This is a genomic window from Streptomyces sp. NBC_00289 (assembly GCF_041435115.1).
Lineage (GTDB): Bacteria > Actinomycetota > Actinomycetes > Streptomycetales > Streptomycetaceae > Streptomyces.
Map to the genome: position 1 here is coordinate 8260136 of NZ_CP108046.1, position 23971 is coordinate 8284106.

General features: G+C 71.8%; 24 protein-coding genes. 15 read left to right on the forward strand and 9 right to left on the reverse strand.

Translation table 11 applies throughout. The annotated features are described in order from the left end of the window. The first annotated feature begins 15 nt into the window (after positions 1–15). The 6 genes from ribH (at position 16) to OG985_RS37445 (ending at position 4843) form a co-directional block, all read left to right on the forward strand. Entirely contained in the window at positions 16–501 is a 486-nt protein-coding gene (gene ribH, locus OG985_RS37420) for a 6,7-dimethyl-8-ribityllumazine synthase (protein ID WP_356039993.1), read from the forward strand. Between the two features lie 33 nt (positions 502–534). After that, positions 535–807, forward strand: a complete 273-nt coding sequence (locus OG985_RS37425; RefSeq protein ID WP_371672802.1) for a phosphoribosyl-ATP diphosphatase — start codon at positions 535–537, stop codon at positions 805–807. A 50-nt stretch (positions 808–857) separates the two neighbouring features. Next, positions 858–1706 carry an ATP phosphoribosyltransferase gene (gene hisG, locus OG985_RS37430; protein WP_371672803.1) on the forward strand — a complete coding sequence of 283 codons (849 nt, stop codon included), beginning with the start codon at positions 858–860 and terminating at the stop codon, positions 1704–1706. Positions 1707–1729: 23 nt separating this feature from the next. After that, positions 1730–2185: a PH domain-containing protein gene (locus OG985_RS37435; protein ID WP_371672804.1), complete on the forward strand. Its 456-nt coding sequence runs from the start codon at positions 1730–1732 to the stop codon at positions 2183–2185. A gap of 247 nt (positions 2186–2432) precedes the next feature. Beyond that, a complete protein-coding gene (locus tag OG985_RS37440) occupies positions 2433–3758 on the forward strand; it encodes a hemolysin family protein (RefSeq protein WP_371672805.1) in 1326 nt (441 codons plus the stop codon). After that, the gene (locus tag OG985_RS37445) at positions 3755–4843 is read left to right on the forward strand and encodes a hemolysin family protein (RefSeq protein WP_371672806.1); all 1089 of its coding nucleotides are present in this window, start codon (positions 3755–3757) and stop codon (positions 4841–4843) included. Before OG985_RS37440 ends, OG985_RS37445 begins: the two co-directional genes overlap by 4 nt. 27 nt (positions 4844–4870) lie before the next feature. Here the strand turns inward: OG985_RS37445 and OG985_RS37450 are convergent, their stop codons facing one another. Together OG985_RS37450 and OG985_RS37455 are read right to left on the reverse strand one after the other, a co-directional pair. Further along, positions 4871–6736: an AAA family ATPase gene (locus OG985_RS37450; RefSeq protein ID WP_371672807.1), complete on the reverse strand. Its 1866-nt coding sequence runs from the start codon at positions 6734–6736 to the stop codon at positions 4871–4873. A gap of 430 nt (positions 6737–7166) precedes the next feature. Next, positions 7167–7787 carry a uridine kinase gene (locus tag OG985_RS37455; protein WP_371674604.1) on the reverse strand — a complete coding sequence of 207 codons (621 nt, stop codon included), beginning with the start codon at positions 7785–7787 and terminating at the stop codon, positions 7167–7169. A gap of 305 nt (positions 7788–8092) precedes the next feature. On the opposite strand from OG985_RS37455, the gene OG985_RS37460 reads away from it, so the two are divergent. The 3 genes from OG985_RS37460 (at position 8093) to OG985_RS37470 (ending at position 10480) form a co-directional block, all read left to right on the forward strand. After that, complete coding sequence (locus OG985_RS37460; protein WP_371672808.1) at positions 8093–9466, forward strand: peptidase C39 family protein; 1374 nt, start codon at positions 8093–8095, stop codon at positions 9464–9466. Positions 9467–9614: 148 nt separating this feature from the next. Then, a complete protein-coding gene (locus OG985_RS37465; RefSeq protein WP_371672809.1) occupies positions 9615–9755 on the forward strand; it encodes an SCO1431 family membrane protein in 141 nt (46 codons plus the stop codon). Positions 9756–9820: 65 nt separating this feature from the next. Further along, positions 9821–10480, forward strand: a complete 660-nt coding sequence (locus OG985_RS37470; RefSeq protein WP_371672810.1) for a TetR/AcrR family transcriptional regulator — start codon at positions 9821–9823, stop codon at positions 10478–10480. A gap of 53 nt (positions 10481–10533) precedes the next feature. On the opposite strand, the gene OG985_RS37475 is transcribed toward OG985_RS37470, so the two are convergent. Then, positions 10534–11766, reverse strand: coding sequence for a glycoside hydrolase family 18 protein (locus OG985_RS37475; protein WP_371672811.1), 1233 nt, complete (start codon positions 11764–11766; stop codon positions 10534–10536). Between the two features lie 331 nt (positions 11767–12097). Here OG985_RS37475 and OG985_RS37480 point away from each other — a divergent pair, with 331 nt between their 5' ends. Next, positions 12098–13270 (forward strand): acyl-CoA dehydrogenase family protein, encoded by a 1173-nt coding sequence (locus tag OG985_RS37480; protein ID WP_371672812.1) that lies wholly within the window; start codon positions 12098–12100, stop codon positions 13268–13270. Here the strand turns inward: OG985_RS37480 and OG985_RS37485 are convergent. Both OG985_RS37485 and OG985_RS37490 read right to left on the reverse strand, forming a co-directional pair. Beyond that, positions 13233–13481 carry a hypothetical protein gene (locus tag OG985_RS37485; protein WP_371672813.1) on the reverse strand — a complete coding sequence of 83 codons (249 nt, stop codon included), beginning with the start codon at positions 13479–13481 and terminating at the stop codon, positions 13233–13235. The two genes, OG985_RS37480 and OG985_RS37485, sit on opposite strands and share 38 nt — an antisense overlap. A gap of 262 nt (positions 13482–13743) precedes the next feature. After that, positions 13744–14178 carry a hypothetical protein gene (locus tag OG985_RS37490; protein WP_371672814.1) on the reverse strand — a complete coding sequence of 145 codons (435 nt, stop codon included), beginning with the start codon at positions 14176–14178 and terminating at the stop codon, positions 13744–13746. Positions 14179–14446: 268 nt separating this feature from the next. On the opposite strand from OG985_RS37490, the gene OG985_RS37495 reads away from it, so the two are divergent. The 4 genes from OG985_RS37495 to fxsA all read left to right on the forward strand — a co-directional run bounded on the left by OG985_RS37495 (position 14447) and on the right by fxsA (position 18592). Beyond that, positions 14447–14887: an Lrp/AsnC family transcriptional regulator gene (locus OG985_RS37495; protein ID WP_016434164.1), complete on the forward strand. Its 441-nt coding sequence runs from the start codon at positions 14447–14449 to the stop codon at positions 14885–14887. Between the two features lie 67 nt (positions 14888–14954). Continuing rightward, positions 14955–16568, forward strand: a complete 1614-nt coding sequence (locus OG985_RS37500) for an amidohydrolase (protein WP_371672815.1) — start codon at positions 14955–14957, stop codon at positions 16566–16568. A 537-nt stretch (positions 16569–17105) separates the two neighbouring features. Then, positions 17106–17906, forward strand: a complete 801-nt coding sequence (locus OG985_RS37505) for a polyprenol monophosphomannose synthase (protein ID WP_371672816.1) — start codon at positions 17106–17108, stop codon at positions 17904–17906. A gap of 125 nt (positions 17907–18031) precedes the next feature. After that, entirely contained in the window at positions 18032–18592 is a 561-nt protein-coding gene (gene fxsA, locus OG985_RS37510; RefSeq protein WP_371672817.1) for an FxsA family membrane protein, read from the forward strand. 143 nt (positions 18593–18735) lie between these two features. Here the strand turns inward: fxsA and OG985_RS37515 are convergent, their stop codons facing one another. From OG985_RS37515 to OG985_RS37530, 4 genes are all read right to left on the reverse strand, one after another. Next, on the reverse strand, positions 18736–19110 hold the full coding sequence (locus OG985_RS37515) for an RNA polymerase-binding protein RbpA (protein ID WP_371672818.1): 375 nt from the start codon (positions 19108–19110) through the stop codon (positions 18736–18738). Positions 19111–19377: 267 nt separating this feature from the next. Then, positions 19378–20733 carry an MFS transporter gene (locus OG985_RS37520; RefSeq protein ID WP_371672819.1) on the reverse strand — a complete coding sequence of 452 codons (1356 nt, stop codon included), beginning with the start codon at positions 20731–20733 and terminating at the stop codon, positions 19378–19380. Positions 20734–20806: 73 nt separating this feature from the next. Further along, positions 20807–21574 carry a glycerophosphodiester phosphodiesterase gene (locus tag OG985_RS37525; RefSeq protein ID WP_371672820.1) on the reverse strand — a complete coding sequence of 256 codons (768 nt, stop codon included), beginning with the start codon at positions 21572–21574 and terminating at the stop codon, positions 20807–20809. Beyond that, the gene (locus tag OG985_RS37530; RefSeq protein WP_371672822.1) at positions 21571–22224 is read right to left on the reverse strand and encodes a YitT family protein; all 654 of its coding nucleotides are present in this window, start codon (positions 22222–22224) and stop codon (positions 21571–21573) included. Before OG985_RS37530 ends, OG985_RS37525 begins: the two co-directional genes overlap by 4 nt. A 98-nt stretch (positions 22225–22322) precedes the next feature. On the opposite strand from OG985_RS37530, the gene OG985_RS37535 reads away from it, so the two are divergent. Then, positions 22323–23822, forward strand: a complete 1500-nt coding sequence (locus OG985_RS37535) for a PLP-dependent aminotransferase family protein (RefSeq protein ID WP_371672823.1) — start codon at positions 22323–22325, stop codon at positions 23820–23822. Positions 23823–23971 lie beyond the last annotated feature (149 nt).

Genomic DNA, 23971 nt, shown 5'->3' on the forward strand with positions numbered 1-23971 from the left:
GAACTGAGGAGAGACGTGAGCGGCAAGGGTGCACCGGAACTGTCCGTACGCAACGTCGGGGACCTGCGGGTCGCCGTCATCGCGGCGCAGTGGCACGAAAAGGTGATGGACGGCCTGGTGGACGGCGCCCTGCGCGCCCTGCACGACCTGGGGATCGACGAGCCGACCCTGCTGCGGGTTCCCGGCAGCTGGGAGCTCCCGGTGGTGGCCAAGGTGCTGGCCGGCCGGGGATACGACGCGATCGTGGCGCTCGGCGTCGTCATCCGCGGCGGCACCCCCCACTTCGAGTACGTGTGCCAGGGCGTCACGGGCGGCCTGACCCAGGTCTCCGTCGAGACCGGCGTCCCCGTCGGCTTCGGCGTCCTCACCTGCGACACCGAGGAACAGGCCCTGGACCGGGCCGGAATCGAAGGCTCCAGCGAGGACAAGGGGCACGAGGCGGTGACGGCGGCGGTGGCGACCGCGGCCACCCTCCGCTCAGTATCCGAACCCTGGCGCTAGCGCGGCCGGCACACGCGTAAAGTGAGCGCCACCATGTCCAATAAGACGTTCGAGGAGCTGTTCACCGAGCTCCAGCACAAGGCAGCCCACGGCGATCCCGCCACTTCCCGCACCGCGGAACTGGTCGGCAAGGGCGTCCATGCCATCGGCAAGAAGGTCGTCGAAGAGGCCGCCGAGGTCTGGATGGCCGCGGAGCACGAGGGCAAGGAGGCAGCCGCGGAGGAGATCTCGCAGCTGCTCTACCACGTTCAGCTGATGATGGTCGCCCGCGGCATCTCGCTGGACGACGTCTACGCCCACCTCTGAGCCGTCACCCCCACCCGCACCGTACGAAACGAACAAAGGAAGCCGACCTCATGCTGCGCATCGCCGTCCCCAACAAGGGTTCCCTGTCAGGCCCCGCGGGGGAGATGCTGCATGAGGCCGGCTACCAGCAGCGCCGGGAGGCCAAGGAGCTGCGGATCGTCGACCCGGAGAACGAGGTCGAGTTCTTCTACCTCCGCCCCCGCGACATCGCCATCTACGTCTCCTCCGGCCGCCTCGACATCGGCATCACCGGCCGTGACCTGCTGATCGACTCCGGCGCCGACGCCGCGGAGATCCTGCCGCTGGGCTTCGCCCGCTCCACGTTCCGCTTCGCTGCCAAGCCGGGCACCGCCAACGGCATCGAGGACCTCAAGGGCAGGACGGTCGCCACCTCCTACGAGGGGATCGTGGCCGGGCACCTCGCCGACAGCGGCGTCGACGCCTCCGTCGTCCACCTGGACGGCGCCGTCGAGACCGCCATCGAGCTGGGCGTCGCCGAGGTCATCGCCGATGTCGTCGAGACCGGCACCAGCCTGCGCAACGCGGGCCTGGAGGTCTTCGGCGAGCCCATCATGAAGTCCGAGGCCGTCGTCATCCGGCGCACCGACGCCGAGGCCGACGACCCCAAGGTGCAGCAGTTCCTGCGCCGACTGCAGGGCGTCCTCGTGGCCCGGACGTACGTGATGATGGACTACGACTGCCGGGTCGAGCAGCTCGAGAAGGCCGTCGCGCTCACCCCGGGCCTTGAGTCGCCGACCGTCTCCCCGCTGCACAACGAGGGCTGGGTGGCCGTCCGCGCGATGGTCCCCGCCAAGGAGGCCCAGCGGATCATGGACGACCTGTACGACATCGGCGCCCGGGCCATCCTGACCACGGCCATCCACGCCTGCCGTCTCTGAGAGCCGTACGAGAGCCGTTGACCATGTCCGACCTGCCCTCCCTCCCCGTCACGTTCCGGCCGAGCCGCACCCGGGCCGTCCTGCTCACCGCCGGCCTCGCGATCTTCGTGGTGATCACGACGGTCGCGATGCTGCTGGAGCAGCTCAGCGCGGGCGAGCGCCTCAGCTTCGTCCTCACCGGGGCGCTGCTCTTCGCCGTGCTGCTCCTGCTCTCCCGGCCGAAGGTCGTCGCCGACGAGTCCGGCGTCACGGTGGTGAACATCACGAGCAGGCGCCGCCTGGAGTGGCCCGAGATCGTCCAGGTGAACCTGCGGCCCGGCGACCCCTGGGTCTTCCTGAACCTCAGCGACGGCACCAGCCTGCCCGCGCTCGGCATCCAGCCGGGCATCGCGAAAGAGCGGGCCATCACCGACGCGCGCACCCTGCGGGCACTCGCCGAGGCCCGGTCCGCCCGGGATCCCGAGCAGCACCGTGACTGATCGCATGCAACTTCAGGGCTGACTCGGGGCCGTCCACCCTGCCGCACAGGCCCATGTCTTGATTAATCTGTTGGCGGAGGCTTTTTTCGCTGCGCCTCCACCCCTGCGCGCCGCCCGGCGCCCAGGGGTTCCTGCTACCCGAGGAGTGACCCTCTCCGGCGATGGACGGATCGTCCTGTAGTACCTGCGCCGCCCCCTGCCGACATACCGCGGACCCGGTCCGTGTGTACGCGGAGGCGGCGGCATCATGAGCACCCCCCTGCTGCTCCTCGGAGCGGCCCTCCTGTTGATCCTCGCCAACGGCTTCTTCGTGGCGGCCGAGTTCGGCCTGGTCACCGTCGAAGCCACGGACGCCGAGCGGGCCGCCGCCCAGGGCGACCGACGGGCCCGTACGGTCGTCGAGTCCCTCAAGGAGCTGTCCTTCCAGCTCTCCGGCACCCAGCTCGGCATCACCATCACCTCCCTGGTGGTCGGCATGCTCGCCGAGCCGGCGCTCGCCGAACTGCTGCGCGGCCCGTTCAGCGCGGCCGGCGTCCCCCGGGGAGCCGTCTCCGGTGTCGCTGTGGTCGTCGGCATGCTGCTCGCCTCCGCCGTGCAGATGGTGATCGGCGAACTCGTGCCCAAGAACTGGGCGGTGTCCAAACCGATGCAGGTCGCGCGTTTCGTCGCCGGCCCGCAGCACGCCTTCGCCCGCCTGTTCCGGCCGGTGATCGCCGCGCTGAACGCCGTCGCCAACCGACTGGTCCGCGCCCTGGGCGTCGAACCCGCCGACGAGCTGGCCTCCGCCCGCACCCCCGGCGAACTCGTCTCCCTGGCCCGGCACTCCGCACAGGCCGGCACCCTGGAACAGGACACCGCGGACCTCTTCGTACGGACGCTGTCGCTGGCCGAGCTGACCGCGCAGCACGTCATGACCCCGCGGGTGAAGGTCAGCGCCCTGCAGTCCTCCGCCACCGCCGAGGACGTGGTCAACCTGACCCGCGCCACCGGCCTGTCCCGCTTCCCCGTCTACCGGGAGAAGATCGACGAGATCGTCGGCATGGTCCATCTGAAGGACGCCCTGGCGATCCCCTCGCGTGACCGGCTGCGCACTCCGGTCGGACGCATCGCCCGCCCGGCGCTGCTGGTGCCCGAGACGCTCCCGGTGCAGCCGCTGCTCGCGCGGCTGCGCAGCGAACAGCCCATCGCCGTCGTCGTCGACGAGTACGGCGGCACGGCCGGAGTGGTCACACTGGAGGACATCGTCGAGGAGATCGTCGGCGAGGTCCGTGACGAGCACGACGGCCAGGACGTGCCCGAACTCGCCGCAGCCCCGCCGGACGACGGCCGCCTCGCCTGGGACGCCGACGGCAGCTGCCGCGTCGACATCCTCCGGCGCATCGGCCTCGACGTGCCCGAGGGCCCCTACGAGACGGTCGCCGGCCTGGTCGCCGACCTGCTGGGCCGGATCCCGGCCGTCGGCGACCGGGCCGAGCTGCCCGGCTGGCGGCTGTCCGTGCGCCAGGTCGGCCACTACCGCGCCGAGCGGGTCCGCGTCGTGCGGACGGCACCCGTCCTGGAGGCGTCCCGATGAGCGTGCTCCAACTCCTGTTCGCCGCCCTGCTCGTCCTGGCCAACGGCTTCTTCGTCGGCGCCGAGTTCGCGCTCGTCTCCGTGCGCCGCAGCCAGATCGAACCGCTCGGCACCGCCCGGGCCCGGCAGGTCCTGCACGGCCTGGAGCGGCTGCCGCAGATGATGGCGGCCGCCCAGTTCGGCATCACCGTCTGCTCGCTGACCCTGGGCGCGGTGGCCGAGCCGACGGTCGCCCGGCTGCTGGAGCCGGTCTTCGAGTGGATGCACCTGCCGCACGGGATGATCCACCCGCTCGGCTACGTCGTCGCGCTCGCCGCGGTCGTGTTCTTCCACCTCGTGATCGGCGAGATGGTGCCGAAGAACCTGGCGATGGCGGCGCCCGAGAAGGTCGCGCTGTGGCTCAGCCCCGGCCTGGTCGCCTTCGCCCGCCTGTGCCGCCCCATCACGGTGGCCCTCGGCGCCTGCGCCCAGGGCATCCTGCGGCTCTTCCGGGTGGAGCTCAGGGACGAGGTCGAGGCGGTCTTCACCAGCGAACAGCTCAACCGGCTGGTGGAGGACTCCGGCCAGGCCGGTCTGCTCGACCCCGAGGAGCAGGAACGCCTGGAGGACGCCCTGGAGCTGGGCTCCCGCCCGGTGACCGACGTGCTGCTGACCCGCGAGTCGCTGGTGACGGTCAGTCCCTCGGTCACTCCGGGACAGATCGTCGAGCTCACCGCCCGCACCGGGTACTCCCGCTTCCCGGTGGCCGCGGAGAACGGCGGCGCCTTCATGGGCTACCTGCACGTGAAGGACGTACTCGACCAGGAGGACTCCGAGCGGGCGGTGCCGCAGCAGCTGTGGCGGCCCATGACGACCCTCCGCTCCGAACTCCCGCTGGACGACGCCCTGACGGTCATGCGCCGGGCCGCCACCCATCTGGCGCAGGTCGCGGACGCGTCCGGGAAGGTGCTGGGGCTCGTGGCCCTGGAGGACGTACTGGAGCTGCTGGTCGGCGAGGTGCGCGATCCGGCGCACCGGGAGACGCCCGAGGTGCGGGTGACGGAGCCGCGGGCCAGCGGGGCTCCCGAGGAGGCGCTGGCCGGCTGACGCGCCGGGGCGGGGGCGCGGGACGCGTCAGGTCGTCGACGGATCCTGCGGTCCCCGCCCCGACAGCACCTCGCCGTAGGCCTGCATCAGGTCGGCCAGGCGGAGTGTGGAGAGGTCGTCGCGGGACAGCGCGCCCGGGTACATCGACAGCCGCAGGTCCCGGTACGCACAGCTCTTCTCGTACAGGGTGCGCAGGAACCGCCCGTTGCCCAGCTCGTCGATCCAGCCCTGGTCGACCACGTGACCGGCGATCGAGCGCAGCTCGTCGAGCGCCTCCTCGTCCCACGCGTCGCCGTTGTCGGCGGCCAGCACCTCGCCGATCGAGGTGAGTTCGAGGGGGCGGTACGACGGGAAGTCGACCCGGGTGGTGAAGCGGGAGGAGAGACCGGGGTTGGCGGCCAGCAGACGGTCCATGCCCTCCGGATAGCCGGCCAGGATCACCACGAGGTGGTCGCGGTTGTCCTCCGCCCGCTTCAGCAGCACCTGCAGGGCCTCGTCGCCGTACGCGTCGCCCTTGCCGTAGCCGGTGTTGGAGAGGGAGTAGGCCTCGTCGACGAAGAGCACGCCGCCGAGCGCGGAGTCGATCAGCTCGTTGGCCTTCACGGCGGTCTGCCCCAGATACTCGCCCACCAGATCCGCCCGCTGCGCCTCCACGAGATGGTCTCCGCCGAGCAGTCCGAGGGCGTAGAAGACGCGGCCCAGGATGCGGGCGACGGTGGTCTTGCCCGTGCCGGAGGGGCCGGAGAAGACGAAGTGCCGTTTCGGCGGCTGGACCGGCAGACCCTGTCCGGTACGCAGCCGGGCCATGTTCAACTGCGCGGACAGGGCCTTCACCTGGCGCTTCACGGGCTCCAGGCCCACCATCCGCTCCAGCTCGGCGAGTGCCTCCTCGAGTAACGCGGGATCGGTGGGCCCGGCGGGCAGCTGCTGCACGGGCACGACGTTCTTCTCGCGCACCGCCGGGTCGGTGACCGAGGGCAGGGGAGCGGCCGGCGGCAGCTCGGGCTCGGTGAACCGCAGGTCCCGCCCTTCGGAGCCGAAGAGCGGGTCGAGACCGTCCGGGGCGTCCAGCGCGTCCTGTCCGATCCCGGTGAGCGCGATCGCCGCGAAGTCGGCGGAGTCCTCGTAGCCGTCACCCTCGGCGATCGCGGCGAGCCGGGCCGAGGTGTCCATGAAGGCCGGGTCGACGCGGTGCACCGCCCGGTACAGGGGGAGGGCGGCCGCACTGCGGCCGGTGCCCTCGTGCGCCCGCGCCAGCCAGTAGCGCAGCTCCTTGCGCTGCGGCTGCTCGCTGCGGCAGCGCATCAGGGCCGCCGACAGAAGTGGTTCGGCCTGTCCGTACGTCTCCAGGCGGACCCGGGCCATGCCGCCGAACAGGCCCGCCTCGATCCCGAGCATGGGGTCGTCGAGCAGCGGATCGGTGTGCCGGACCAACTGCTCCCAGTCCTTGACCAGATAGGCGCGGCAGGCGTGCAGGAAGCGGACCTGGTGGTCGGTGTCCACCGGCGGCAGCCCGGCCAGGGCCCGGTCCAGTTCCGGGACGTGCCGGCCGTCCAGCCAGTGGGAGGCGTGGGCGAGCAGCAGATCGCGCGGGGTCTCCAGGACCGGTTGCACCCACCAGCCCAGCCAGTACCAGGAGTTGAGGGAGCGGCGGTGCCGGGCGCGTTGTTCGCCGAACCGCTCCCGGTGCCGGAACATCCTGAGCAGCGCGGTCGTCGTGTCGACGCGCAGCGCGTGCAGACCGAGCCAGCCGTCGGCCATCCCGGGATCGATCCGGACCGCGGCCCGGAACTCCTCCTCCGCCTGCGGATAGGCGCCCATCGTGTAGGCGTCCACACCCCGCAGCCAGGCGAGGTCGGCCGGGGCCTCGGGGCCCTGCGTGCCGAAGTCCATCACGTCCCCCACAAACCGTGCCCCCGTGGTTCACCACCCGACTGTCGTCCGGCGGCCGCCTTGGTCCAACGACTGTGTCGTGGACCGGAGTTGCAACGGTGCGCAGAGCAGTCGTCCGTAGGCCGCACCGAGGGCATCGTACCTGCGGTAGTTCGCCCGCCGAAGGGTGCCGCACAGCCCGTTTGACGAGGTGGGAGCAGATGGGGCGCATCGCGTGTGGTCACCGAGGGTGAGCGGATCGCGCCGTACGGCACCCGGAAAAGGGGCCGGGAGCAGAACGAAGCCCCCGATCACGGGGGAACAACCGGGGGCTTCGCGACTGAGGGCGGCCTCGAACGGCCGCACATTCAGAACGTAAGACCTGTACGGCCCCACGGTCAAGCCGAGTTGAAGCACTCCGGGAAGTTGTCCCGCAAGGCCCTTCACCAGTTCAGCACATTGCCGATGGCCCGTCACCCTGTGTGAGTGACTGGTCCGGGCCAACGGTCCCGGCAGGCCCCTCGAGCACCTCGTATCCCTCGCCGAACTGTCGTACCAGAAGGTCGGCGAAGGGTCGGGAGGGGTCGACGGCGAAGTGCTCGCGTTCCGCCCGGACCCAGCCGTCCCAGAAGTCCCGCTGCTCCTCCCCGTCCCGCAGCCGTCCGCGCGTCCACGCCTCCTCGGGCGACAGCTCCAGCCACAGCAGACGCGCCAGGTGCGGGCGCAGGGCGCGGCGGCCCGCGCCGACTCCCTCCACCAGCACCACCGGCGCGGGCGGCAGGGCGCGGGGCGCCCCGAAGCGGCGGCCGTGCCAGTCGTAGGGGGCGTAGCGCGCGTTTGCGCCGCGGCCGAACGGTTCGATCACCTGGGCCAGCAGCCGGCCGGTCCAGTCGAACGGTTCGTCGTGGCTGGCGATGTCGTCGAGGTGCAGCACCGGCGCGTCGTCCAGGGCCCGGGCCAGCCGTCCGGCGAACGTCGACTTCCCGGAGCCCGCGTGCCCGTCGACGCCGATCAGACGGACCGGGCCGCAGGACGGGGGCAGCCGGCGGAGCCGGGCGGCGAGGTCGTGAATGGCTGGTCCCGGGAGCGTGAGGGGAGTGGTGCGTATGCGGGAACATTCTAGTGGCGGGGGAGGCCGGGCCCGGGTGACGGGCCGGGCGACGGTCCCGCGGCGGCGCCCGGCGGTGGCCGCCGTGCCCGCCGGCCCCGCAGCAGGTCATGCCAGTGGTCCAGACCCATATTCGTTGGCGTGGCATGGGTCGAAGTGCTGGCAGGAGCATGCCTCTGCGGCCATAGTTGGCCCACCACCGCGCATCCGCCGGTGCGGCACCACGATTGGACCTGCCCCGACTCGGACACCTGGGAGTCATTCCGCCCATGAGCAGAGCCGAACAGCCGTCCCGTAGAACCGTTCTGACCGTCGCGGTCGCCGCGGCGGTGGCCACAGGCGCGGCCCCGGCGGCCGCCGCGACCAGGCCCGGCGTCGCCACCGACGCCGCGGACCCGGCGCGGACCCCGGACCGCCTGGTCGACAACCGCGCCTGGATCACGTACGCCGACTGGCGCGGCGGGGCCGCCGAGGGCACCCGGGCCCGCGCGGGCGCCCGCCCCGGCCTGGAGCTCGGCACGCCCGCCGGCACCGCCGACTACACCGACCCGCACACCGGCACGACCGCCACCTGGGCGTACGGAACCTGGACCTCCCCCGTCCACCGACTCGCCGTTCCCGCCACCGAGGTCATCGCCTCGTGGAACGCCCACACGCCGGCCGGTACCTGGATCCAGGTCGAACTGCAGGGCACGTACTCCGACGGCACGGACACGCCGTGGTACGTGATGGGCCGCTGGGCGTCCGGGGACCAGGACATCAGGCGCACCTCCGTGGACGACCAGACGGACGGCAAGAGCACCATCTGGACGGACACCTTCTCCATCGACGACGCCACCACCGGCCTGCGCCTGGCCTCGTACCGGCTGCGGCTCACGCTGTACCGCAAGCCCGGCACCAAGCTCACGCCCACCGTCTGGCGGCTGGGCGCGATGGGCTCCGACGTTCCCGACCGCTTCACGGTCCCGGCCTCCGCACCCGCCCTCGCCGGGGAACTCCGCGTGCCGCGCTACTCGCAGGAGATCCACAAGGGTCAGTACCCCGAGTACGACAACGGCGGCGAGGCCTGGTGCAGTCCGACCTCCTCGCAGATGATCATCGAGTACTGGGGCGGGCTGCTCACCCCGGAGCAGCTCTCCTGGGTCGACCCCTCGTACGCCGACCCGCAGGTGTGCCACGCCGCCCGGTACACCTATGACTTCCAGTACGCGGGCTGCGGCAACTGGCCGTTCAACGCCGCCTACGCGGCCACCTTCAAGGGCCTGCAGGGCGTGGTCACGCGGCTCGGCTCGCTCACCGATCTGGAGACGCTGATCGCGGCCGGTATCCCGGCCATAACGTCCCAGTCGTTCCTCAAGGAGGAGCTCACGGGGGCGGGTTACGGCACCTCCGGCCACCTGATGACGGTGATCGGCTTCACCGCGGACGGCGACGTCATCGCCAACGACCCGGCCTCGGAGAGCGACGCGGCGGTCCGCCGGGTCTACAAGCGGTCCGAGTGGGAGAACATCTGGCTCAGGACCAAGCGGTACAACGCCTCCGGCAAGGTCGTCTCCGGCACCGGCGGCGTCTGCTACCTGTACTTCCCGGCGCATCCGACCCCGCGCCAGCGCAAGGCGCTCGCGGCGGTGGGCGTGCGCTGAGCCGAGCGGACGCGACGCACACGGCCCCCGGTCTCCCGGGGGCCGTATCCGTGTGACCTAAGTCTCGGCCGCAAAAGCCGCTCCCGGTGGCAAGGTGGACAGATCGGTGGGGGGAGTCCACCAGTACCTCCGAGATCAGCGAGACGCCATGACCGCACACTCAGCCACCGCCGCAAGCGCCCGCACCGGCGGCCCCCGGGACGAGGGCCCGAAGGTCCTCGAGCACGTCGTGGGATGGACCCTCGTCGTGGTGATCGCGATGCTCGTGGCCCAGCTCGGCCTGCTGTGACCTGACCCATACCCGACCTGCCATACTGCGGATGTCCCGCCGCCCGTTGGAGACCAGGGTCTGAATTGAATATCAGCCAAGAGCGCGACGTCGCACGCCCCCGGGCGCGCGGCACCGAGCGTTCGGCCGCGCGACGCGCCGAACTCATCTCCATCGGGCGGAAGTTGTTCGCCGACATCTCCTACGACGCACTGTCGATGGACGACATCGCGCGGCAGGCCCACGTGGCCAAGGGGCTGATCTACTACTACTTCCAGTCCAAGCGCGGCTACTACCTGGCGATCATCCAGGACTCCGTCGCCGACCTGGTCACCTACGCGTCGAGCGGCATCGAACTGCAGCAGGTGGACCGGGTCCACCGCACCATCGACAGCTATCTGCGCTACGCCGAGCACAACCAGGCCGCCTACCGCACGATCGTCAGCGGGGGCGTCGGCTTCGACACCGAGGTGCACGCCATCCGGGACGGCGTGCGCGAGGCGATCGTCGCGACCATCGCCGAAGGTGCCTACGGCCGCACCGACATCACCCCGCCGGCCCGCGTGGGCCTGCTCGCCTGGGTGTGCAGCGTCGAGGGCGCCACCCTCGACTGGATCGATCGCCAGGACCTGTCCCGCGAGACGCTGTGCGATCTGCTGGTCAAGATGCTCGGCGGCGCGATGCGCGCCATCGAGGAGATGGACCCCGCCTTCCCCGCCCCGGCGCCGGCCCGCCGCGACGGCTGACGGCAAGGGGCGGAGGCTCGTGGTCCCCCGCCCCAGGTCCCCCGTGGGTCCGCCTAGTTGATCGCCCTGATCAGCTCACCGCTCGCGGTGTCGCCGCTCAGCTCCCAGAAGAACGTGCCGCCCAGGCCCTGCTGGTTCTTGTAGGTCATCTTGGTGCCGATGGTGGCGGGGGTGTCGTAACTCCACCAGTTGGTCCCGCACTTGGCGTAGGCGGTGCCGGCCACGGTGCCGGTGGCCGGGCACTTGGTCTTGAGCACCTTGTAGTCGTCGATGCCCTGCTCGTACGTCCCCGCCGCCGGACCGGTCGCGGTGCCGCCGGGCGCGGACTGGGTGACGCCGGTCCAGCCGCGGCCGTAGAAGCCGATGCCGAGCAGCAGCTTGGAGGCCGGTATGCCGAGACCCTTGAGCTTGGCGATGGTCGCCGAGGTGTAGTAGTTGGCCTTCGGGATGCCGGAGTAGGAGTTCAGCGGCGAGTGCGGGGCCGTCGGGCCGGTCGCGTCCCAGGCGCCGAAGAAGTCGTACGTCATCGGGTTGTACCAGTTGACGGACTGCGCGGCGCCCGCGTAGTCCGCCGCGTCGATCTTGCCGCCGCTGGTGGCGTCGGCGGTGATCGCGGCGGTGACCAGGTTGCCCGAGCCGAACTTCGAGCGCAGCGCCGACATCAGGTTCTTGAAGGCGGCCCTGCCGCTGGTGTCACAGGTGTTGCCGCAGGCGTTCGGGTACTCCCAGTCGATGTCGATGCCGTCGAAGACGTCCGCCCACTTGGAGTTCTCGACCAGGTCGTAGCAGGACTGGGCGAAGGCGGCCGGGTTCCTCGCGGCCTCGCCGAAGCCGCTCGACCAGGTCCAGCCGCCGAACGACCAGAGGACCTTCAGGCCCGGGTGCTTCTTCTTCAGCTCGCGCAGCTGGTTGAAGTTGCCGCGCAGCGGCTGGTCCCAGGTGTCGGCGACGCCGTCCACGGACTCGGCCGCGGTGTAGGTGCGGTCGGTCGCCGCGTAGGCGTCGCCCATCGCGCACTTGCCGCCGGTGACGTTGCCGAAGGCGTAGTTGATGTGGGTGAGCCTGGCCGCCGAGCCCGAGGTCTCGATGTTCTTGACGAAGTACTTGCGGTCGTAGGTGCCCCATTCGGTGAAGTAGCCGACGACCTTGGAGCCGGCGGCCTCCTGGGCCGAGGGGGCGGCGGTGGCGGTGCCCGCGCCGGCGAGCAGACCCGCGCCGAGGACGGCGCAGCACACGGCGGACAGGAGTGCCCGGAACCGGGTGCGGGGACGGTGGTCGGGGTGCATCAGGTGTCTCCTCGTGGGGGAGAGGGGAACGCGCGCTGATTGGCATGAACGCGGTCATGCGGTTGGCCGGAACCCTAGGAGGACTAGACCAGTACGTCAATGGTTCGGACCAATCCGGTCTCCCGGACGGCTCCTCGGGCCTTACCTGAAGTAAGCGGTCGTTAACTGGTGACGGGGTGCGTCCGATCGGGCATACTCACTGCGCACAGCCGCTGGTCAGCAGCTTCCGAGACCCGGGAGTGCGAGCATCGGCCGGCACGAGAGACCCGGCGGCGCCGCCCCCACCCGAAGGGCCCGTCCGCCCGTGCCCGACAGGGAGGAGAGCGTCGCCATGCCCGACCACGCCCCGCAGCCGGTGGACCGTCAACTGCCCACGGACGAGGCCCGGGATCTGATCTCGCTCGTCCGCGACATCGCGCAGCGCGAGATCGCACCGAAGGCGGCCGAGGAGGAGGACGCCGGACGCTTCCCGCGCGAGGTCTTCACCCTGCTCTCCGGGTCCGGACTGCTCGGCCTGCCGTACGAGGCGGAGCACGGCGGCGGTGACCAGCCGTACGAGGTCTACCTCCAGGTACTGGAGGAACTCGCCGCGGCCCGTCTCACCGTCGGCCTCGGCGTCAGCGTCCACACCCTCGCCTCCTACGCGCTCGCCGCCCGCGGCACCAAGGAACAGCAGGTCGAGCACCTGCCCGCGATGCTCGGCGGCGGCCTGCTCGGCGCGTACTGCCTCTCCGAACCGTCCTCCGGATCGGACGCGGCCTCCCTGCGCACCAGGGCGGTGCGCGACGGCGACGACTGGGTCATCACCGGCACCAAGGCCTGGATCACCCACGGCGGCATCGCCGACTTCTACACGGTCATGGCGCGCACCGGCGAGGAGGGCCCGCGCGGGATCACCGCCTTCCTGGTCCCCGGCGACGCGGAGGGCCTCAGCAGCGCGGCGCCGGAGAGAAAGATGGGGATGAAGGGCTCCCCGACCGCGCAGGTCCACTTCGACGGGGTCCGCGTCCCCGACGAGCGGCGGATCGGCGAGGAGGGCCAGGGGTTCGCGATCGCCCTGGCCGCGCTCGACTCGGGGCGGCTCGGCATCGCCGCCTGCGCGATCGGTCTGGCGCAGGCCGCGCTCGACGAGGCCGTCGCGTACGCCACCGGACGGCGGCAGTTCGGGCGACCGATCGCCGACTTCCAGGGGCTGCGCTTCATGCTCGCCGACATGGCGACGCAGGTAGAGGCCGGCCGGGCGCTGTACCTGGCGGCGGCACGGCTGCGTGACGCGGGCCGGCCGTTCGCAAAGCAGGCGGCCATGGCCAAGCTGCACTGCACCGACACCGCGATGAAGGTGACCGTCGACGCCGTGCAGATCCTCGGCGGGTACGGCTACACCGCGGACTTCCCGGCCGAGCGCTACATGCGCGAGGCCAAGGTCCTGCAGATCGTCGAGGGCACCAACCAGATCCAGCGGATGGTCATCGCCCGTCACCTAGCGGGTCCCGAGACCCGCTGAACTGGCCCCGGGTGACCTGGGGCGCCGCCAGCCGGACCCACTCCGGGTCGTGGCGCCCCGGCAGGGTCCGCCCCCGGTCGGCCCACGTGCGCATGAGCTCTCGGTAGATGGGCGGGTCGGGCTGCTGCGGCGGTGCGGGCGGAACCGATTCTCCGGGTGCCGGAACGAACACTCGGCGCTGACGCCCGGTGGCTGAATAGGTGGGGGTCATGGCTGGGCAACGCGAGAGCGGGCGGGCAGGTCACCGGTCCACGGAATCGACCGTGAGTTCACGGACGTCCGTCGCCGCCACCGGGGTTCGGACGACGGGCTGACGTACCGTCAAAAGCGGTGGCGCCACGGACGGGTGGCGCCACGGACGGATGACGACGCCCGGGCCGGATCCGGACGTGCCGGTCCCGCACCAGGGCGGGTTGCGAGCCGTGGTGCGGGCAGCTACGGAGACGGGACGGGGTGGCGCGCGGCGGTGGCGCTCAGGCGGCCTGGCGCCGCATGTCGGGGACCCTGATGGGGCGCGAGCCCGGGCCGCCGACGTGCGAGAAGGGCTGCATCCGCCAGTCGAGACCCTGAGGGAGCGTCAACAGCAGGGCGGTGTCCTGCTCCTGCGGCTCGGCCGACTCGTCCGCAGGCCGTGCCTCGGCGGCCCCCCGGCCGGTGCCGGCACAGACGGTGAGACCGAACGGGTTCCACGGCGAGATGCACAGCGCGTGCTCCGGGAGCACCGCCTCGTCCGCCAGCAGGGCGATGGGCTGCGCACAGTCCGGGCAGATCACCCGGAACATCTCGAAGGTGTCGTACGCGTCGAGTTCGTCGTCGAAGGCGTCGGGTTCGACGCCCTCCGGCTCGGGCTCGACGACTGCCTGGAGGCGCTTGGGCGCGGTACGACCAGGACGCTTGGGACTCTGCATGGGTTCTCCCCCTAGGGCTGGGCCGTATCGGCGCTGCGGCCTCGACCACAGCAAGCACTTCCCGTCCCGTCCTGGCGGTAATCGCGAGACCATCACACAGCCCTTCCATGAGGTGTGGCCTTCGTCACATGCCGCCCGCAGGTGCCCGGCGCGGCCGTTTTGTCTCCCCGAAGGCCTCACGGGCCGCTCTCGGCCACATCACGAACCGGGCATGACCTGGGCTGCTCAGGTATCGGAGGAGATCAACCGCACTGTAGGTTCTTGCGCCATGGAGGAGCTCGACCGACAGATCGTGCAGCTGCTCGTCAAGGACGGGCGGATGAGCTACACCGACCTGGGCAAGGCCACGGGACTGTCCACGTCCGCGGTGCACCAGCGGGTGCGCCGGCTGGAGCAGCGCGGCGTCATCCGCGGGTACGCCGCGGTCGTCGACCCCGAGGCCGTGGGGCTGCCCATGACCGCCTTCATCTCGGTGAAGCCGTTCGATCCCAGCGCCCCGGACGACATCGCGGACCGCCTCGCCGGCGTCCCCGAGATCGAGGCCTGCCACAGCGTCGCGGGCGACGAGAACTACATCCTCAAGGTCCGGGTGGCCACCCCGCACGAGCTGGAGGAACTGCTCGCGCGGCTCCGGAGCCTGGCAGGGGTCTCGACCCGGACGACCGTGGTGCTGTCCACGCCGTACGAGGCGCGGCCGCCGCGGGTCTGAGAGGGCCCCGGGCCGAGCCGGGGGCCGGTGTGCCGGGCGGCTCGCCCGAGGCGCGAAACTGTCCCTCATGAGTGAACGCACCGCCCAGCCGAAGACCGTCCTCCTGCGCCGCGGCGAGGTCCACAGCCCCGCCGACCCGTTCGCCACGGCGATGGTGGTGGAACACGGGCACGTCGCCTGGGTCGGCTCGGAGGGAGCCGCGGACGCCTTCGCGGACGGCGTCGACCACGTGGTCGACCTCGACGGCGCCCTCGTCACCCCGGCGTTCACCGACGCACATGTGCACACCACCGCCACGGGCCTCGCCCTGACCGGCCTGGACCTGTCCGGCGCCCCGTCGCTGGAGGCCGCCCTCACCCTCGTACGGGACTTCGCCGCCGCCCGCCCCGCCGACCGGGTCCTGCTCGGCCACGGCTGGGACGCCTCCCGCTGGCCCGGCGGCCGCCCGCCGACACGGGCCGAACTCGACCGGGCCACGGGCGGCCGCCCCCTCTATCTGAGCCGGATCGACGTCCACTCGGCCGTCGTCACCACGGCCCTGCTCGACCTGGTCCCCGCCGACCTCGGTCGCGAGGACGCCCCCCTCGTCCGCGACGCCCACCACGCCGTGCGCGCCGCCGCCTTTGCCGCAGTGACGCAGCAACAGCGCACCGAGGCGCAGCGCGTCGCCCTCGCCCACGCCGCCTCCCTCGGGATCGGCAGCGTCCACGAGTGCGGCGGCCCGGAGATCTCCTCCGAGGACGACTTCACCGGCCTGCTCCGGCTCGCGGCGCGGGAACCCGGACCCCGTGTCGTCGGCTACTGGGCCGAGCAGGGCGAGGAAGGCGTCGCCAGGGCGCGCGAGCTGGGCGCCGTCGGCGCGGCGGGTGACCTGTTCGTCGACGGCGCCCTCGGCTCGCACACCGCATGCCTGCATCAGCCGTACGACGACGCCGGCCACACCGGCACCGCCTACCTGGACGCGGCCGCCGTCGCCGCCCACGTCGTCGCCTGCACCGAGGCGGGCCTCCAGGCCGGCTTCCACGCGATCGGTGACGCGGCCGTGACCACCGTCGTGGAGGGCGTGCGCGCCGCCGCCGACAAGATCGGCCCGGCTCGGGTGCTGGCCGCCCGCCACCGCGTCGAGCACGCCGAGATGCTCACCCCCGAGACCGTCGCGGCCTTCGCCGAGCTCGGCCTGACCGCCTCCGTCCAGCCCGCCTTCGACGCGCTGTGGGGCGGCGAGGAGGGCATGTACGCCCAGCGCCTCGGGGTCGGGCGGGCGCGTGCTCTGAACCCCTTCGCGGCCCTCCTGCGGGCCGGTGTGCCCCTCGCCTTCGGCTCCGACAGCCCCGTCACGCCTCTGGACCCCTGGGGGACGGTCCGCGCGGCCGCCTTCCACCGCACCCCGGAGCACCGCGTCTCGGTGCGCGCCGCGTTCACGGCGCACACGCGCGGCGGCTGGCGGGCGGTCGGACGGGACGACGCGGGCGTCCTGGTACCGGGAGCGCCGGCGGACTACGCCGTGTGGCGTACCGACGAACTCGTCGTCCAGGCCCCGGACGACCGGGTCGCCCGCTGGTCGACCGACCCCCGCTCGGGCACCCCCGGCCTGCCCGATCTGACACCGGGCCGCGACCTGCCGGTCTGTCTGCGCACCGTGGTGGGCGGACGGACGGTTTTCGTACGGCCGGGTGAGTGATCTGCCGGGGCGGCGTGGTGAAGATCCACCGCCGACACGCCGTCGCGCCACCTGTGCTCCCTCTGCGCTGACCAGCGGTTTAACGGAAGAAGCGCAGGTCAAACGGCTGTTGACAGGCGACGGCAGGGGGCCGGTAGGTTCGGCGGAGTCCACCACCGGACGCCCGACCGGGGAACGTTCGCCACTCGCCGCGGCGCCGCTGGGTCAGGGACGGTGTGCCGCACCGGGGCACCGCCACTGGCAGCCAGGCTCAGCGTCCGTGCCACAGCGAGGGAGCGTTCCGGCCTGTCGGGGAGGTGTGACCCGGGTGGGGCCCGGGCGCTCAGTAGACAACGGCTTTCGGTCGACCCGCAGCCAGCGGGCCCCAGGTCGGCCCGAAGGGCGCCGGGGCCCCCATCCGCAGGACGCACAAACGACCAAATCCGGATTCATACCCCGCTCCTGGGGAATCGACACCACCCTACGATCGTCCTGTCACGTCATCGCAGGCTGTGGCCACTATGGTGGACCCCTGCGTACGGACTTGAAGGGGCAGCGGTGAACGACGGCGACGGGACCCTCGCGGCAGAGGCCGAGGAGCGGCGGTTCGGCCCGCTCGGCACGACGTTGGTGATCATTCCGACCTACAACGAGGCGGAGAACATCAAGGCGATCGTCGGCCGGGTACGCAAGGCGGTCCCCGAGGCGCACGTCCTCGTGGCCGACGACAACAGCCCCGACGGCACGGGCAAGCTGGCCGACGAACTGGCCGTGGGGGACGACCACGTCCAGGTCCTGCACCGCAAGGGCAAGGAGGGCCTCGGCGCCGCCTACCTCGCGGGCTTCCACTGGGGCATGGACAACGGCTACGGCGTCCTGGTCGAGATGGACGCCGACGGCTCCCACCAGCCCGAGGAACTGCCCCGACTGCTCACCGCCCTCAAGGGCGCTGATCTCGTCCTCGGCTCCCGCTGGGTGCCCGGCGGCCGCGTGGTGAACTGGCCGAAGTCGCGCGAGGTCATCTCCCGCGGCGGCAGCCTCTACTCGCGGCTCGCCCTCGACCTGCCGCTTCGCGACATCACCGGCGGTTACCGCGCCTTCCGCCGCGAGACCCTCGAAGGGCTCGGGCTCGACGAGGTCGCCTCCCAGGGCTACTGCTTCCAGGTCGACCTCGCCCGGCGCGCGGTCAAGGCCGGCTACCACGTCGTCGAGGTGCCCATCACGTTCGTGGAGCGCGAACTCGGTGACTCCAAGATGAGCCGCGACATCCTCGTGGAGGCCCTGTGGCGGGTCACCACGTGGGGCGTGGGGGAGCGCGTAGGCAAGATCGTCGGCCGCGGCAAGCCGTCACAGCCCTGACCCCGGCGGCGGTCGCGGGGCTTTGACCCGGCGGTGACAGCCGCGGGGCGCGGGGCGGAGGCCGCACAGGCGCGGCTGATCGTCCGCTTATGCCGCGCTGAGCACCGGCCAGGCACACTGGACGTATGACGACAGGCGTTCCGACTCCCACGCATCCGGCCCGGCCCCGGCGCTCCCGGCTGCGCACGTTCCTGCCGTTGGGCCTCGCGGCCTGGCTGGTGCTGGAGATCTGGCTGCTGACCGTGGTGGCGGGCGCGACGAGTGGGCTGGTCGTGCTTCTGCTGCTGCTCGCCGGGCTCGTCCTCGGCGCGGTGGTGATCAAGCGGGCGGGCCGGCGCGCCTTCCAGAACCTCAACGAGGCGCTGCAGCGCGGTGAGGCGCCCACCGGTGCGAATGGCGGCGGCAACGGCCTGATGATGCTGGGCGGCCTGCTCCTCATGATCCCGGGACTGGTCTCGGACGCGGTGGGCCTGCTCCTGCTGGTCCCACCGGTGCAGAAGGCCCTCAGCCGGTACGCCGAACGCACCCTCGACCGCAAGCTCCGCGCGGCCGTCCCGGGCACTTTGGGCGACGCCTTCCAGCAGGCCCGGATCCGGCGGCCCGACGGCAAGGTGGTGCAGGGCGAGGTCGTCAGGGAGGAGCCCGGCGACGCCCCGCAGGGCCCGCGGCCGCCGCTGACGCACTGAGGTGCCGCTCCGTCGGCCACGGCCGACGGTGCCGCTCCGTCGGCCACGGCCGACGGAAGGCGGACATGACACCGCGGGCGCCGTACTCACGTACGGCGCCCGCGGTCTTGTGTGTGTCGTGTTCCGCCCGACCCGCGCTGGGACTATGCCGACTTACGGCTGTCCCGCGGATGTACCGCGATGTTCATCGCGCCGGAGCGGAGTACGGCCAGGCGCTCCGCGAGGACCTCTTCGAGTTCCTCACGGGTGCGCCGTTCCATCAGCATGTCCCAATGCGTACGCGCGGGCTTGGCCTTCTTCTCTTCAGGGCCGTCGCCGTCCACGAGGAGTGCTGTGGCCCCGCAGACCTTGCACTCCCACTCCGGCGGAATCTCCGCCTCGACCGAGAAGGGCATCTCGAAACGGTGCCCCTTCTCGCATGCGTACTCCACGGCCTGGCGCGGGGCCAGGTCGATGCCGCGGTCCGTCTCGTAGCTGGTCACCACGAGGCGCGTGCCGCGAAGAGCTCGCTCACTCATGAATCGTGCCTCCCGGGCTTGTCGCCCACAGGACAGGTGTCGCTGTCGTCGTCATCCGGTCAACGTCCGGTCGGCGGTAAAGATTCCCGTTCCGGGTCCCGTTCCGGGTCATGCGTCGCCCGTCGTAGCCGCCCTTGTTGTACCCACCAGCGCCCGGTTTGTCACATCTGCTAGCACATGTAACACAGCGTTTCGGCATCTTTGACGCGCAGTAACGGTACGCCTGGCAGGCCAAACGCGTACACTACCTCGCTTTCGTGTTGAACGCTAAATCCTTTCGGGCACCGGATTGCCCGCGTCGCCGATCGCCCGCCGTACCGGCACCCGCGCGAGGAGCGCGAAGCCGATGACGAAGAAGGCCACCAGCGAGATGATCGCGTCCCGGTAGCTTCCCGTCAGCTGGTAGGTGACCCCGAACAGAAGCGGGCCCAGCCAGCTCATGCCCCGGTCGCTCACCTCGTACGCGGAGAAGTACTCGGCCTCCTTGCCCGGCGGCACGAGATGCGAGAACAGGGAACGGGACAGGGCCTGGCTGCCGCCGAGGACCAGTCCGATGCCCGCCGCCAGGGCGAAGAACCAGACCGGCGCCCCGGCGGGCAGGAAATACCCGGCTGCCAAGGTCACCGTCCAGGCGATCAGCGAGCCCAGGATCGTGCGCTTCGCGCCGTACGTGCGGGCCAGTCGGCCCATGCCGAGCGCCCCCGCCACCGCCAGTACCTGCACCAGCAGCACGGCCCCGATGAGCGTCGACTGTCCCAGGCCGAGTTCCTCGGAGCCGTACACCGATGCCTGGGAGATCACCGTCTGGATGCCGTCGTTGTAGACCAGATAGGCCAGCAGGAAGGCGAGCGTCAGCGGGTGCCGGCGCATGTCGCGGACGGTCGCGGCGAGCTGCCGGAAGCCGGGCACGGACGCCTTGCCCGCGACCGGCCCGCGATCGCGCAGCCGCCGCAGCGGTACGAGGGTGAAGGCGCCCCACCACAGGCCGGCCGACGCCAGACAGACCCGGACCGCGGCGCTCTCGGAGAGGCCGAAGGAGTCGTGGCCGGTGTAGAGGACCAGGTTCACGACCAGGACCAGCGATCCCGCCGCGTAACCGAAGGCCCAGCCCCGGGAGGAGACGGCGTCCCGCTCCTCGGGCGGCGCGATCTGCGGCAGGTAGGAGTTGTAGAGCATCATCGCCACCGACTGCGCCGCGTTCGCGACGACCAGCAGCACCCCGCCGAGCAGATAGCGCTCGCCGCCGAGGAAGAACATGCCGGCGGTCGCCGCGGACCCCGTGTAGGCGGCTGCCGCCAGCAGGGGCTTTTTGCGGCCGCTGCGGTCGGCGGCGGCGCCCACCACGGGCATCACCAGGACCGCCACGATCACCGACAGGGACACGGAGTACGCGAAGAAGGACCCCGCACGCACCGGAACGCCCAGGGGATGGACGAACCCGTCCGCGTCCGCCGCCGACCTGGCGACCGAGGTGAGATAGGGACCGAGGAACACGGTGAGCACGCTCGTCGAGTAGACGGAGCAGGCCCAGTCGTAGAAGTACCAGCCGCGCTGTTCGCGTGTGCGTTCGGCTCTCTCCCCGGCCTCGTCGGCCGCGTCCACCCGCACGGTGTCGGTGCCCACCCGTGCCCTCGCTTCCCCGTGAAGACGCCGCGCGGGCCACGGTTCAGGGGGCGGCGGGCGATGTCAGCGGGTGTCAGACCCAGACACCACGGTCCTCCATGACCTTGCGCAACGTGTCGATGTGATCGGTCATGATGCCATCGACTCCCAGGTCCAGCAGACGGTGCATGCGATCGGCCTCGTTGATGGTCCACACGTGGACCTGCAGCCCGCGCGCGTGGGCGGTCCGGACGAAGCGGTGGTCGACCACCTGGATGCCGGACTGGGCCTCGGGCACCTGGGCGGCGACCGCGGAGCGGCGCAGCGTGGCCGGCACACCCCAGGACCGCAGCCGCAGGTTCAGTACGCCCCGGGTGCCGTACGAGGTCGCCAGGCGCGGGCCGGCCAGCCGCTGGGCCCGCACCACGCGCGCTTCGGCGAACGAGCCGGCACAGATCCGGTCCCAGGCGTCCGTGCGCTCGACCAGGTCCAGGAAGGGGCGCAGCGCCTGCTCCGCCTTGATGTCGACGTTCCAGCGCACCTCGGGGAACGTCTCCAGGAGCTCCTCGAAGAGGGGCACCGGCTCCCGGCCGGCCACGCGCGCGTGCCGTACGTCCTTCCACGGCAGGTCCGCGATCAGGCCCGCGCCGTCCGTCAGCCGGTCCAGCGACGCATCGTGAAAGGCGACGAGCCGGCCGTCCGCCGTGGCGTGGACGTCGGTCTCGATGTACCGGTAGCCCGCCTCGACCGCGCGCCGGAACTGGAGCACGGTGTTCTCCAGGCCCTCCGCCGCCCCGCCCCGGTGGGCGAAGGCGATCGGGCCGGGGTGGTCGAGGTAGGGGTGGCGTATCCGCGTGGTCACGGTCGCAGTATTGCTCGCCGCGGTGGCCCCGCGGCAACCACCGTGCTGCCGTCGGATGCCGCCGGGACGGCGAACATCCGCAGGAAGAGCTGGGCGAGCGGACCGATCGACACCGCGTACAGGACGGTTCCGACGCCGATGGTGCCGCCCAGGGCGAAGCCGGTCGCCACGACCGCCACCTCGACGGCCGTGCGCATCAGCCGGATCGAACGGCCCGTGCGGCGGTGCAGCCCGGTCATCAGACCGTCCCTCGGGCCGGGCCCGAAGCGGGCGGCGATGTAGAGGCCGGTGGCCACGCCGTTGAGCAGGATGCCGGCCAGCAGCAGGAGAATCCGCACGGCAAGGGTGTGCGTCTCCGGGAGCGCGGCGAGTGTGCCGTCCATGGCGATGCCGACCACGAAGACGTTGGACACCGTGCCCAGGCCCGGCCGCTGGCGCAGCGGGATCCACAGGAGCAGCACGACCGCTCCCACGATGATCGAGACGACCCCGATCGTCAGGCCGGTGAGTTCGGCCAGGCCCTGGTGCAGCACGTTCCAGGGCTCCAGACCCAGGCCCGCTTCCACCAGAACGGCCGAGCTGGCTCCGTACAGCGCGAGCCCGACGTACAGCTGGATCAATCGCCGCCCGGTGCGGTTCTGCGTGGACACGACGTCCCCCTGTGGTGGAAGTGGCCTGGTGCATGACACCCTGTGGCTTGGCAGTAGACAGCATCCATGGCCAATTCGGCGAAGGTGGACTGATTTCCATGGCGCAGTGGACCTCGGCGGTGGGGGCGGCCCAGCTGGCCCGGCTCCTCAACTCCCAGCAGGACCGCCCGGCGGGCCCCGGCACACGCCGGCCGCCCGCCTACCGGGCACTGGCCGACGGCATCAGGCTGCTGGTGCTCGAAGGGCGCGTCCCGGTGGGCGCCCGGCTGCCCGCCGAACGCGAACTGGCGCTCGCCCTCTCCGTCAGCCGCACCACCGTCGCCGCCGCCTACGAGGCGCTGCGCACCGAGGGCTTCCTGGAATCCCGGCGCGGCGCCGGCAGCTGGACCGCCGTACCGGCCGGCAATCCGCTGCCGGCGCGCGGGCTGGAGCCGCTGCCGCCCGAGGCGCTGGGCTCGATGATCGATCTCGGCTGTGCGGCGCTGCCCGCGCCCGAGCCGTGGCTGACCCGCGCGGTCCAGGGCGCGCTGGAGGAACTCCCGCCCTACGCCCACACGCACGGGGACTATCCGGCCGGGCTGCCCGCCCTGCGCTCGATGATCGCCGAGCGCTACACCGCGCGCGGGATCCCCACCATGCCCGAGCAGATCATGGTGACGACCGGGGCGATGGGCGCGATCGACGCGATCTGCCACCTGTTCGCTGGCCGGGGGGAGCGCATCGCCGTCGAGTCCCCCTCGTACGCCAACATCCTCCAGCTGATGCGGGAGGCCGGCGCGCGGTTGGTGCCCGTCGCCATGGCCGAGGGGCTGACCGGCTGGGACCTGGACCGCTGGCGCCAGGTGCTGCGGGACTCCGCGCCGCGCCTCGCCTACGTCGTCGCCGACTTCCACAACCCCACCGGCGCGCTCGCCGACGACGACCAGCGGCGCCAACTGGTGGAGGCGGCCCGGTCGGCCGGGACCGTGCTGGTCACCGACGAGACGATGAGCGAGCTGTGGCTGGACGCCGACGTCGAGATGCCGCGACCCGTCTGCGCCTACGACGCGGCCGGATCGACGGTCGTGACCGTCGGGTCGGCCAGCAAGGCGTTCTGGGCGGGGATGCGCATCGGATGGGTGCGGGCGGCACCGGACGTGATCCGCAGCCTGGTCGCCGCCCGTGCGTACGCCGACCTGGGCACGCCCGTGGTGGAGCAGCTCGCGGTCAACTGGCTGTTCAGCACCGGGGGATGGGAACAGGCCGTGGACGTACGGCGGACCCAGGCGCGGGACAACCGGGAGGCGCTCGTGGCCGCGGTGCGGCGGGAGCTGCCGGACTGGGAGTTCGAGGTCCCGAAGGGCGGACTCACGCTCTGGGTGCGGACCGGAGGGCTGTCCGGTTCGCGGCTCGCCGAGGTGGGGGAGCGGGTCGGGGTGCGGGTGCCGTCGGGGCCCCGGTTCGGCGTCGACGGGGCGTTCGAGGGTTATGTGCGACTGCCGTTCACCGTCGGCGGCGCGGTGGCGGAGGAGGCGGCGGTCCGCCTGGCGGCCGCGGCACGCCTGGTGGAGAGCGGCGGCGCCGGCGGTGGCGAGGCGCCCCGGACGTTCGTGGCCTGAGGGGCGGTGGCCCCGGCGGTGCTCGGGGAGGCCGGGAGTGGTGAGGTGCCTGGGGTGTTCGTGGCCTGAGGGGATGCGGTGGCCCCGGCGGTGCTCGGGGAGGCCGGGAGTGGTGAGGTGCCTGGGGTGTTCGTGGCCTGAGGGGATGC

Bases quoted from the DNA above. Each gene is read 5' to 3' on its own strand.
- OG985_RS37425 (WP_371672802.1), top strand. From the start codon at position 535: ATGTCCAATAAGACGTTCGAGGAGCTGTTCACCGAGCTCCAGCACAAG.
- hisG (WP_371672803.1), top strand. From the start codon at position 858: ATGCTGCGCATCGCCGTCCCCAACAAGGGTTCCCTGTCAGGCCCCGCG.
- OG985_RS37435 (WP_371672804.1), top strand. From the start codon at position 1,730: ATGTCCGACCTGCCCTCCCTCCCCGTCACGTTCCGGCCGAGCCGCACC.
- OG985_RS37440 (WP_371672805.1), top strand. From the start codon at position 2,433: ATGAGCACCCCCCTGCTGCTCCTCGGAGCGGCCCTCCTGTTGATCCTC.
- OG985_RS37445 (WP_371672806.1), top strand. From the start codon at position 3,755: ATGAGCGTGCTCCAACTCCTGTTCGCCGCCCTGCTCGTCCTGGCCAAC.
- OG985_RS37450 (WP_371672807.1), bottom strand. From the start codon at position 6,736: ATGGACTTCGGCACGCAGGGCCCCGAGGCCCCGGCCGACCTCGCCTGG.
- OG985_RS37460 (WP_371672808.1), top strand. From the start codon at position 8,093: ATGAGCAGAGCCGAACAGCCGTCCCGTAGAACCGTTCTGACCGTCGCG.
- OG985_RS37465 (WP_371672809.1), top strand. From the start codon at position 9,615: ATGACCGCACACTCAGCCACCGCCGCAAGCGCCCGCACCGGCGGCCCC.
- OG985_RS37475 (WP_371672811.1), bottom strand. From the start codon at position 11,766: ATGCACCCCGACCACCGTCCCCGCACCCGGTTCCGGGCACTCCTGTCC.
- OG985_RS37480 (WP_371672812.1), top strand. From the start codon at position 12,098: ATGCCCGACCACGCCCCGCAGCCGGTGGACCGTCAACTGCCCACGGAC.
- OG985_RS37485 (WP_371672813.1), bottom strand. From the start codon at position 13,481: ATGACCCCCACCTATTCAGCCACCGGGCGTCAGCGCCGAGTGTTCGTT.
- OG985_RS37490 (WP_371672814.1), bottom strand. From the start codon at position 14,178: ATGCAGAGTCCCAAGCGTCCTGGTCGTACCGCGCCCAAGCGCCTCCAG.
- OG985_RS37495 (WP_016434164.1), top strand. From the start codon at position 14,447: ATGGAGGAGCTCGACCGACAGATCGTGCAGCTGCTCGTCAAGGACGGG.
- OG985_RS37500 (WP_371672815.1), top strand. From the start codon at position 14,955: ATGAGTGAACGCACCGCCCAGCCGAAGACCGTCCTCCTGCGCCGCGGC.
- fxsA (WP_371672817.1), top strand. From the start codon at position 18,032: ATGACGACAGGCGTTCCGACTCCCACGCATCCGGCCCGGCCCCGGCGC.
- OG985_RS37515 (WP_371672818.1), bottom strand. From the start codon at position 19,110: ATGAGTGAGCGAGCTCTTCGCGGCACGCGCCTCGTGGTGACCAGCTAC.
- OG985_RS37535 (WP_371672823.1), top strand. From the start codon at position 22,323: ATGGCGCAGTGGACCTCGGCGGTGGGGGCGGCCCAGCTGGCCCGGCTC.